This is a genomic window from Flammeovirga sp. AWQ4_249 (genome assembly GCF_056161045.1).
On the sequence record NZ_JBSWYJ010000056.1, the window covers coordinates 21,347 to 32,258 of the forward strand.

At 31.2% G+C, this 10,912-nt stretch carries 9 protein-coding genes; all 9 read left to right on the forward strand.

The features are described 5' to 3' along the window. Positions 1–2 precede the first annotated feature (2 nt). The 9 genes from ACXAHM_RS23805 (at position 3) to ACXAHM_RS23845 (ending at position 10,606) form a co-directional block, all read left to right on the forward strand. Positions 3–1,898: an OmpA family protein gene (locus ACXAHM_RS23805; protein WP_474965945.1), complete on the forward strand. Its 1,896-nt coding sequence runs from the start codon at positions 3–5 to the stop codon at positions 1,896–1,898. Positions 1,899–1,977: 79 nt separating this feature from the next. Further along, positions 1,978–3,882, forward strand: a complete 1,905-nt coding sequence (abc-f, locus tag ACXAHM_RS23810; RefSeq protein ID WP_474965948.1) for a ribosomal protection-like ABC-F family protein — start codon at positions 1,978–1,980, stop codon at positions 3,880–3,882. A gap of 20 nt (positions 3,883–3,902) precedes the next feature. Beyond that, a complete protein-coding gene (locus ACXAHM_RS23815) occupies positions 3,903–4,994 on the forward strand; it encodes a hypothetical protein (RefSeq protein WP_474965951.1) in 1,092 nt (363 codons plus the stop codon). Positions 4,995–4,996: 2 nt separating this feature from the next. Further along, positions 4,997–5,188 (forward strand): hypothetical protein, encoded by a 192-nt coding sequence (locus ACXAHM_RS23820; protein WP_474965953.1) that lies wholly within the window; start codon positions 4,997–4,999, stop codon positions 5,186–5,188. Between the two features lie 21 nt (positions 5,189–5,209). Continuing rightward, on the forward strand, positions 5,210–5,506 hold the full coding sequence (locus ACXAHM_RS23825) for a GNAT family N-acetyltransferase (RefSeq protein WP_474965955.1): 297 nt from the start codon (positions 5,210–5,212) through the stop codon (positions 5,504–5,506). Between the two features lie 4 nt (positions 5,507–5,510). Then, positions 5,511–5,966 carry a DUF1905 domain-containing protein gene (locus ACXAHM_RS23830; protein WP_474965958.1) on the forward strand — a complete coding sequence of 152 codons (456 nt, stop codon included), beginning with the start codon at positions 5,511–5,513 and terminating at the stop codon, positions 5,964–5,966. An 86-nt stretch (positions 5,967–6,052) separates the two neighbouring features. Continuing rightward, a complete protein-coding gene (locus tag ACXAHM_RS23835; RefSeq protein WP_474965961.1) occupies positions 6,053–6,988 on the forward strand; it encodes a class I SAM-dependent methyltransferase in 936 nt (311 codons plus the stop codon). Positions 6,989–7,049: 61 nt separating this feature from the next. Further along, the gene (locus ACXAHM_RS23840) at positions 7,050–7,652 is read left to right on the forward strand and encodes a hypothetical protein (protein ID WP_474965963.1); all 603 of its coding nucleotides are present in this window, start codon (positions 7,050–7,052) and stop codon (positions 7,650–7,652) included. Between the two features lie 215 nt (positions 7,653–7,867). Next, positions 7,868–10,606 (forward strand): 4-alpha-glucanotransferase, encoded by a 2,739-nt coding sequence (locus ACXAHM_RS23845; protein WP_474965965.1) that lies wholly within the window; start codon positions 7,868–7,870, stop codon positions 10,604–10,606. Positions 10,607–10,912 lie beyond the last annotated feature (306 nt).

Here is a 10,912-nt window from a genome sequence, read left to right on the forward strand (position 1 = left end):
AGATGAGGATATTTTTTTTAATTACACTACTAATTTTTTTATCTACATTTTCTTTCGCTCAGAATTCAAAATCAAAGAAATTATATGAGAAAGGAGAGAAAGCAATTAGTGAAAGAAACTTTGTTGATGCAAAATCATATTTGCAGAAGTCAATCGAAGCAGATACGACAAATGGAGATAGTTATTACTTATTGGCTTACTTAAATATCCTTGAAAAAGATTATAATCAAGCTAGAGCACTTTATAGAAAATTAATGAATTGTTGTGATGATCAATCCAAATTCATGTTGGCACATTTATCTCTTGCAGAGTATGAATGGTCATTAGGTAATTATAAGGAAGCAATACAATTCGCACAGAATTTTTTAAACTTTAATCCTTCTAATAGAAAATATAGAGAGATTAGATCAGCGAATAAAATTATAGCATCTTCTAACTATGCTCTTCAGAATATGGATAATAAATTGCCTTATTCACCAAATTCATTAGGTAATAAAGTCAATCAAAAGGAGCAACAATATTTTCCTGCAATTACAGCAAATGGAGAGGAATTGTATTTTACCACAAGAGGTAAAGCAGAAGGAGAAGACATTTATAAAGTCACTTTTTTTAATAATGAATGGTCTGAACCTGTAGCAATTGAAGAGCTGAATACACGATATAATGAAGGAACGTGTTCAATTTCCGCTGATGGAACGATAATGATCTTTACTTCATGTGAATCTACAAGAGATAGAATGGGTTATGGTAGTTGTGATTTATTTATTACAAAAAAAGTAGGAGATAAATGGTCAAAACCTCAGAATTTGGGACCTAATATTAATTCAAGAGATTGGGAATCTCAACCTTCTTTATCGGCTGATGGAAGAACATTATATTTTGTATCTGACCGTAGAGGAGGTCAGGGAAAAAAAGATATATGGGTTTCGTATTTATCAGACCATAATCAGTGGACTTCGGCAATAAATCTTGGTAAAGAAATAAATACAGTCGAAGATGATATTTCACCCTTTATACATTCCAATGGTACATCTCTTTATTTTGCTTCAGATGGACATTTAGGATTTGGTGGATTAGATTTATTTAAAAGTGAACGTAATTCAAATGGATGGTCATTACCATCAAATTTAGGCTATCCTATAAATGATCATTCTGAACAAGTTTCTTTGATTGTATCATCAGATGGAACAAAAGGATATTTTTCAAAGGAACAAATTGATGGCAACAAAAGGACAAGTGAGTTAGTAGAATTCACACTTCCGAAAGAGATAATCCCTTCGGCTTTAAGTTCATATTTGCAAGGAGTAGTTTATGATGCTGTGACGAAAACACCAATAAAGGCTCTAATTGAACTAAAAAAATTGGATAATGAAAAAACAGAATCCATTGTCAATTCTGATGAGGAAACTGGGAAATATCTAATTGTTTTAAATCAAGATCAAGAATATGCATTATATGTTTCAAAACCTGGTTACTTATTCCAGAGTCTAACTTTTGATATGCATAATACAGGTGTAGAAGGGAAAACATTAGACATCTTTTTACAAAGAGTGGAACAAGGTACAAACATTACTCTACATAATATTTTCTTTAATACTAATGAATATACATTACAAAAGAAAAGTGATGTAGAACTGAATGAGATTAGAGATTTTATGATTAACAACTCTAATGTTAAAGTAGAGATTTCTGGACATACAGATGATGTAGGTTCTGATGATTATAACTTGAATTTATCTCAAAAAAGAGCAGAAGCTGTAGTTAACTACCTGATTAAAAACGGGATTAATAAAGATAGATTAACTGCCGTGGGGTATGGAGAGAAAAAGCCTATTGCAGATAATACTACAGAAGAAGGAAAAGAAAAAAACCGAAGGATTGAATTTTCTATTATTTAGCAATTACTAATGAATGAAAAGATGATAATGCTTTTGATTTAATGTAGTATTTTGCAAAAAAAAAATAGCAAAAAGATAAATGAATTTAATTTCAGTAGATAGTGCAACTAAATATTGGGGTGACAAGCCCCTTTATGAAAATATAAGTTTTGGGATTCAAAAAGGTCAGAAAGTAGCTCTAGTCGCCAAAAATGGTGGTGGTAAATCTACCTTATTAAATGCCATTGTAGGAAATGAATCTTTAGATAGTGGAAAAATAGCTGTCAATAAAGATATTACTGTTGGTTTATTAGAGCAAGAACCTAAATTTGAACCTTATCAATCTGTTTTAGATTATGTGCTTTCAAGTGATTCACCAATAATTTCAGCAGTAAGAAATTATGAACAAGCATTATCTGATAGTGCTAATGATTATTCTGAAACAACTTTAAAACAATTAGATCAAGCAACTCAAAAAATGGAAGAGTTAAAAGCTTGGGATGCGGAAGCTAGAGTCAAACAAATTTTGACCGCTTTTAAAATCCAAGACTTAACAGCTCCAATGAAAGCTTTGTCTGGTGGCCAACAAAAACGTGTTGCTTTAAGTAAAATATTAATTGAGGAACCAGGTTTATTAATTCTTGATGAGCCTACCAACCACCTTGATCTTGATATGATTGAATGGTTAGAAGAATATCTAACACGTTCAAAATTATCCCTTCTTTTAGTCACTCACGATAGGTATTTTCTAGATCGAATTTGTAATGAAATTCTTGAATTAGAAGATGGTATTATCTATAATCATAAAGGTAATTATTCATACTATATTGAGAAAAAAGCTGAAAGAGAAGCAAATCATGCAGCCACTGTCGAAAAGGCAAAGAACCTAATGCGTAAAGAATTAGATTGGGTGCGTAGAATGCCAAAGGCTCGTGGGACAAAACAAAAATTCAGAATGGATGCCTTTAAAGACCTTAAAAAAACTGCAAAGAGTGGTAAGGTTGAAGAAAAAGCTGAAATCGCTGTAAATATGTCTCGCCTTGGTAAGAAAATTCTTGAATTTGAACATGTAAATAAAGCATTTGGAGATAAGAAAATTGTTGAGGATTTCTCTTATGTGTTTAAAAGAAGAGAAAGAGTAGGTATAGTTGGTAATAATGGTGTAGGAAAGTCTACTTTCTTAAACATGCTAACAGGTAGTGAATCAATAGACTCTGGAATTATCACAAAAGGAGAAACAATTGTATACGGTTACTATACACAAAAAGGACTTTCTTTTGATGAGGATGTAAAAGTAATTGATGTAGTTAGAGATATCACTGAAAATCATACTTTATCTGATGGAACTTCTCTAACACCATTACAATTACTTAATCGATTTTTATTTACTCCTGAAAAACAACATTCCTACATTTCTACTCTAAGTGGTGGAGAAAGAAAGAGATTATACTTGTGTACAATTCTTCTGCATAATCCGAATTTCCTAATTCTTGATGAGCCAACAAATGATCTTGATATTCCCACTTTAAGTGTGTTAGAAGACTTCTTGGAAGAATTTCAGGGATGTGTAATTGTTGTTACCCATGACCGTTATTTCATGGATAAATTGGTTGACCATCTTTTCGTTTTTGAAGGCAATGGGATTATTAAAGACTTTAATGGTAAATATTCGGAATATAGAGCTTACATGGATGAGCAAGAAAAGTTACGAAAGATTGCTGTAAAAGAGGAGAAGGATAGAAAACAACAATTAGAGAAAAAAGAACGACCTAAAACAAATACAAAAAAGCTTTCTTATAAAGAACAAAAAGAATATGAGGCTTTAGAGCAAGAAATTGAAGTTCTTGAAGAAGAGAAAGAAAGCTTAGAAGCTAAATTATCTGATGGATCAGTTTCTGATGTAAATGAAATTAGAGAAATTTCAGAACGCCTTGGTTTTGTAATGGAAGAAGCTGATGAGAAAATGATGCGATGGATGGAATTGGACGAAATAGCCAATGGCTAATCATAATAATATTATTTTTTATGTCAATTGATGGGTGGACTCAATCTGCTCGTCAATTGTATTTTAGGGCAGGGTATAGGACTGTTGATAAAGTGAAATTTGATTCAACAAAACACTTTTTCACTTTACCTATGGACTATGGTCAATTTTTAATAAATGAACTACCTGAATCAAAAGAGGTGAAAAGACTTCAAATTGATTCTGTTCAATTGGTATATACTGATCATCCTAAAGATTTTGACTTTTCAGAATTAAATACAAATCGAATTGAACAATTTGCAAATTGGTTTGATGGGGCAATTGATGATCCTGTAATTAGATGGAGAATAATCAAGCAAACAAAAGGTGATTCAAAAGAAGATTTTGCCTCAATGTTTCATGGTATAATTGTATATTACCGTAAACACCCAAGAAAAGATTTAACTCCAGAAATGGAGAAAAAAAGAAGAAAGGGGATTGATAAAAAGTTTGAACACCTTGTCGATAAAAAACTCAAAGTTGAAGATGAAATAGTAACTGTAACTTCTGAAGTTTTTGAGAAGAACAGAGATAATTGGAATAAGTCTGTCATAATAAGTGATTGGACGGGCAGTATGTATCCATATACTCTTGATTTATTGTCATGGCTTATAAAGGAAAGGGCACAGGATCAGGTTGTTGGGTTTGTGTTTTTCAACGATGGCGATACAAAAATTACCTCTCAAAAAGTAATTGGAGAAACTGGTGGTGTGTATTCAATTAGGGATTCAAGAGTTATTCCAGTCTTTGATTTAATGAGCCATGTAAAGAAAAGTGGCGATGGAGGTGATCTTACAGAGAATGATTTTGAGGCTATTCTTTACGCTCAAAAGAAGTTTAATGATGCGAATACATTTATTTTAGTGGCTGATAATAATTCTTCCATACGAGACTTTTCATTATTAAGTGCTATTAATAAACCAATTCAAATCATATTAAACAAAGCTACTTTTGATAGGGTTGGTAGGCCTATCGTAAACAAACAATATGTTGATTTAGCATTAAAAACAGGTGGCGCTATCTATGTTGAAAATCAAGAGTTCAAAACTAAAAATGAGCTTTTAGATCTTACGACAATGATATTAAAGGATTAATTATGCTTGAAATCAGAGAAATTTCAAAATCAGAATATATTGCTACAGGAAAACTAATGGTTCAAGAATATAAAAAGTTGGATGGTTTTCCTGATGAGAATAAAATGCCAGAGTATTATGAAATGCTAAAGAATGTAGGGAAGTTAGACGAAACTGATGAAACAACAGTATTTGTAGCTTTAATTGGTGATTAGATTGTGGGAGCTGTTGTTTTTATGAATAATTTATCAAATTATGGTGTTGAAGGCATTGAACATAAAACCAAAAATGCTTGTGCATTTAGATTATTGACGGTTAAATCTTCAATTCAAGGAAAAGGTATAGGAAAGCAGCTGGTAAGTTTCTGTATTGAAAAAGGAAGAAAATTAAAAAGAACGAACCTTATCATACATTCAACATTGCCTATGAAGGTAGCTTGGAATATGTATATAAAATTAGGCTTTGTTCGTGATGAAAACTTAGATTTTGAACGTGATCACATAAAAATATTCGGCTTCAATTATAATCTATAACTTAATGGAAATCATCAATGGCACTTTTCAATTAGAAAAATTCAAAACCAAAGGAGGGTGGACTTATGTTGCTTTACCAGGGTTAGAATTACCAAAAAATAATCCATTTGGTTGGGTTAGAGTAAACGGTTTTATTGATGATTTTGAGCTCGATGGTACTAAGTTGATGCCTATGAGAAATGGAGAACTTTTTTTGCCTGTAAAAGCGTCAATTCGAAAAAAAATAAAAAAAGAAGCTGGCGATAGTGTGGCTATAATATTAATTTTAGATGAATCTGAAATAAAAATACCTGAAGAAATTGTATCTTGTATTGAAATGGAATCGAAAGTTGTAAATGAGAATTTTCATCAGCTTAGTGCTGACATTAAACGAAAATTCATTAACTGGATTTATAATGCACCTAATGAGGAAGAAAAAGCATTACGAATAATCGGTATGATCGAACAACTGGAAAAATAAACAACAATAACTACTTAATTATGCTCTTAGAAAGATTAAGAAACGACAATATATCTGAACTCAAACTTAATTCACTTCAAATTCAAATGAAAAATCAGGTTACCCAAAAAGTAGACAATGGGGCCTATAAATTTGAAAATATAGATTGTCCTATTTGTCATACTTCTGAAAAAGAAGTGATTGGAAAAAAAGATAGATATGGTTTATATTTTGAAACAAACCTTTGCCCAAGTTGCGGATTAATCTATACTAGCCCAAGAATGACCCAAGAAAGTTATAATGAGTTTTATAATGAAGAATACAGGAAATTGTATGGAGCTCAAGAAACGGCAACTATCGATTTTTTTAATGATCAAAAGAAAAGAGGGAAATTAATTTATGATTATTTAGAAGACAATAAATTAATTGGTGATACACCTCTTTTTGTGTTTGAAGTAGGTTGTGGAGCAGGTGGAATTCTTAAATATTTTGAAGAAAAAGGGCATGATGTAAAGGGTATTGATTTAGGAAGGGAATATGTGAATTACGGTCGAGAAACATATGGTTTAGATTTAAATGTAGATATCCTAAGTAATCTTGTATTAGAAAGAAAGCCGGATTTAATTATCTACTCACATGTAATGGAACATATACTTGATCTTGGTAATGAATTAGATGCAATACAAAAAAATCTCCACCAAGATTCGATGGTATATATTGAAGTTCCAGGAGTAAAAGCTATTCACCAAAACTACAGTGCTAATTTTTTACATTATTTTCAAAATGCTCATACTGTACATTTTACATTAGAATCATTAGTGAATTTATTTAGTCTTAAAGGTTTTGATTTAATTACTGGAAATCAGTTTGTTAGATCTGTTTTTAGGTTTAAGAATACACAAAATGATTTAGTGAATGATTATGATGCAGCTAAAAAATATATTCTTGCAACTGAAAAAAAACATAGATATTATCCCTTTACTAAAGATGGTATTATTCAAATATTAAAAAAGATCTATAGATTCATTTTAGGAAGAAAATAAACTTTTTTAGAAAAGTATTGGTTTCAATCACGAGGAGTACAACTTAATGCTCATTTCGATTATGAAATCAATACTTTTTTTTATTCTCTTATCAATCACAAATATTTCAACTTTATCACAACCTTCAGATAAAGAGGAAACTATTATACAATGTTTTTATGAAGATGATAAAGCCTATTTAAGTATTAAAAATATTTACTTAGAAAAAAATAGTGAATTTATTATTCAAGGTTTAAATCAACAAGGTGCTTGGGTGAAGAAGGTGAAAATTGATAAAACAACGAATAATGAATTTCTGTTTACTGATTCGAATCCTTCATCGAAATACAGAATTGTTCAATTCGAAAAAAATGGATTTAATCAAGTAGTAGCAAAAACTTCTAATCCAATTAATCAAGAACAAATAAAGATCAATTTATTTACTTCTTTATCCCAGAAAAAACCTTTGGAATTAATTTTTGGAGATTTAAATATTAATCATCCAATTTCTTGTAATGTGTATAATGTTGCAGGGGAAACAATCTATTTTAAATCATTTCAATTGGTTAAAAATGAGTCACTTATTACAGCCATAGATTTATCAAATATGTTGATAGATGAGAAATATTTTATTGAAATTAAGAATGGAGAAGTAAGTTTAATTAATTCAATTATCGTTAATTAAAAGGTGGTGAAAACTTGTTTTTGTGGATCAACCCAAGATTAAATTAGATGATTTTAATCATGCAATCCATAACGCAAACCGTTGCGTAAAAAAAAACTAAAAATAGATCTAAATTCCCTTTTTAATACGAAAAACATTATAGTATTTTAGCTAATAATAGTGGTGCGGTAACCATTTAATCAGCAAAAGAATTTAAGTTAATAAATCGTTCTTTAATGAAAGCGACATTTAAAATACATTACAATACTCAATTTGGGCAACAATTATATATTGTAGGTTCTTTGCCTAGTCTCGGTAAGAATAAGCAGGAAAATGCTCTTCCAATGTCTTACCTTGGAGGTGGAACTTGGTATGCTGAAATTGACCTCTCAAAAACTAAAGCTAAGAGTTTTACCTACAATTATTTTCTTTCAGACAAATCAAACGGGATTGTATATAAAGAAGATGGTACACCTAGGGTTGTTAAATTAGAAAAGACAAAATTCAAAAATTATATTCTTCAGGATGCATGGAATCCATATCATGAGACTTCAAATGCTTATGATACTGCAGCTTTTGATGTGATTTTCCCTACAAATGCACCAAAGAAAAAAGCCGCTAAAAAATCATCAAAGGATACTCATTATACTTTCGAAGTAAATGTACCTCGTATTAATAACGATTTAGTAGCTAAAGTAGTAGGTTCTGTAGATGAGTTAGGAAATTGGGATATTAAAAATGCCCTTTCGATGAATTACGATAAAGAGCGTAATTTATGGACCGTAACTACTCCAATTAAAAAGAGTCATCATAAATTAAAATATAAATACGTTTTAGTTTCAACAAAAGACAGTAGTCATGTTGAGCTAGAAGGAGGATTTGATCATACATTTGATATTCAAGAAAACGACCCTAAAACTTATGTCCGTTTTGCTGATCATCGTTTTGCATATGACAAACGTGACTGGAGAGGAATGGGAGTAGCTCTTCCGGTATTTTCTTTGAGAACTGAACAAGGCTTAGGAGTTGGTGAATTTCTTGACATCAAAGGTCTAGTTGATTGGTCAAAAGAAACAGGAATGAGATTGGTTCAAATCCTTCCTGTGAATGATACAATGGCTACTTATACATGGGTAGATTCATATCCTTATGCATCGGTTTCGGTTTATGCTTTGCATCCAATTTATGTTAACCTTGAAGCAGTAGGTGCATTAAAGGATAAAAAGAAGATGACTAAGCTGAAAAATCTTAAAAAGAAATTAAATGCATTAGATACTGTGGACTATGAAGCAGTAATGAATGCAAAAATGGATTATTTAAGAGAAATTTGGTCAGAGAAAAAAGCAAGTTTCTTAAAAGGAGCCAAAGTAAAAGAATTCATTAAAGAACAAAAAGAATGGTTATTACCATATGCAGCTTTTTGTTATTTAAGAGACAAATACAAAACACCTGATTTTTCTCAATTTGGTGATTATGCCAAATACAATGAAAAAGAGGTAGCCAAATTATTTGCACCTAAGTCTAAAATAAAAGATGAAGTAAACTTCTATGTATTTGTACAATATCATTTACATGCACAATTATTAGAAGCATCTGAATATGCACAAGATAATGGTGTGGTATTAAAAGGTGATATTCCAATTGGTATCTATAGATACTCTGCAGATGCATGGACTGCTCCTCATTTATATAATATGAATGGTCAAGCAGGTGCTCCTCCAGATGATTTTGCTGTTAATGGTCAAAACTGGGGTTTCCCTACATATGATTGGGATACAATGAAAAAAGACGGTTATGCTTGGTGGACAAGTAGAATGACACATCTTTCTCAATACTTCCAAACTTTCCGTATTGACCATATTCTAGGATTTTTTAGAATTTGGGAGATTCCAATTGATTCTGTTCAGGGATTATTAGGCCAATTCAGACCTGCATTACCACTTCATTTAAATGAGTTTGAAAGTAGAGGAGTTAGGTTTGATTTTGATCGTTTCTGTAAACCTTATATTAGAGAGCATTTCTTATATGAAATGTTTGGTGATAATACAGAATGGGTGAAGAAAGAATTCTTCAAAGGAAAATACAATGGTGCTTATGATTTTGTTGAGAATTTTGATTCTCAAGTGAAAATTCAAGCACATTTCAATACTTTAATGTCTAAAAAAGGAGCGGATAAAGCGAATCTTGAAGCTGTTAGAGATGGTTTATATAGTCTTCATAATGAAGTACTTTTAATACCTGCTTTAGGTTATACTGATGGTATGCATTATGCACCTCGTGTAACAATGGATAAGTCTAAAACTTTCAATGAGCTTGATCATTTCCAAAAGCAAATCTTCTGGGATTTATATGTTGATTATTTCTTCAAACGTCAAGAAGAACTTTGGGCTTCACAAGCAATGGAAAAACTTCCAGCGATTAAAGAAGCAACAAACATGCTGATTTGTGGAGAAGATTTAGGAATGGTTCCTGATTGTGTTCCAGGGGTAATGACAGAACTAGAAATTCTTAGTTTAGAAATTCAAAGAATGCCGAAAGATCCTACAATTTCTTTTGGTCACCCTTCTAATTACCCGTATGAATCAGTAGCTTCACCGTCATCACATGACATGTCAACTGTTAGAGGTTGGTGGACAGAAGATAGAGGTGATACGCAAAAGTTCTATAATGAAATCTTAGGAAATTGGGGAGAAGCACCTCAAGATTGTGAACCTTGGATTGCTGAACAAATATTAGTTCAACATTTATATGCTGATTCTATGTGGACTATTTTCCCTCTTCAAGATTTATTAGCTATTGATGGCGAATTAAGAAGAGAGAATCCAGAAGATGAGCGTATTAATGTACCTGCTATTAAACATCATTACTGGAGATATAGAATGCATATGTCTTGTGCTGAGTTAATCAAACAGAAAAGTTTTAATTCTAAATTAAAAGGTTTGATTACAGCTTCTGGTAGAAATACAGAATATTAGAATATATAAAAGTGTCAAAATGTAAAAGTTTTGACAAAAAAAAGCTTCTTTTCGAATACACGGTAGCACACTAGTTAAGTGTTGTTAGTCATCAAAAAATAAAATCCTGAGTAAGTAATTTGTATTACAATGCAAATAAAAACACAGGATTTTTGTAGTGTAAACGAACACTGCCATGCTCGATTACACTACAATAAAGGTAATATAATTGGCCATAATTTTAAACAAGGTCGATTAAAATGTAAGGAATGTGGAAAAACTTTTTCAGTAAGAGCACTCACTCCTATGTATCGTAAACGTCATTCA

Bases quoted from the DNA above. Each gene is read 5' to 3' on its own strand.
- ACXAHM_RS23825 (WP_474965955.1), top strand. From the start codon at position 5,210: ATGAATAATTTATCAAATTATGGTGTTGAAGGCATTGAACATAAAACC.
- ACXAHM_RS23835 (WP_474965961.1), top strand. From the start codon at position 6,053: ATGAAAAATCAGGTTACCCAAAAAGTAGACAATGGGGCCTATAAATTT.
- ACXAHM_RS23805 (WP_474965945.1), top strand. From the start codon at position 3: ATGAGGATATTTTTTTTAATTACACTACTAATTTTTTTATCTACATTT.
- ACXAHM_RS23845 (WP_474965965.1), top strand. From the start codon at position 7,868: ATGAAAGCGACATTTAAAATACATTACAATACTCAATTTGGGCAACAA.
- abc-f (WP_474965948.1), top strand. From the start codon at position 1,978: ATGAATTTAATTTCAGTAGATAGTGCAACTAAATATTGGGGTGACAAG.
- ACXAHM_RS23830 (WP_474965958.1), top strand. From the start codon at position 5,511: ATGGAAATCATCAATGGCACTTTTCAATTAGAAAAATTCAAAACCAAA.
- ACXAHM_RS23840 (WP_474965963.1), top strand. From the start codon at position 7,050: ATGAAATCAATACTTTTTTTTATTCTCTTATCAATCACAAATATTTCA.
- ACXAHM_RS23815 (WP_474965951.1), top strand. From the start codon at position 3,903: ATGTCAATTGATGGGTGGACTCAATCTGCTCGTCAATTGTATTTTAGG.
- ACXAHM_RS23820 (WP_474965953.1), top strand. From the start codon at position 4,997: ATGCTTGAAATCAGAGAAATTTCAAAATCAGAATATATTGCTACAGGA.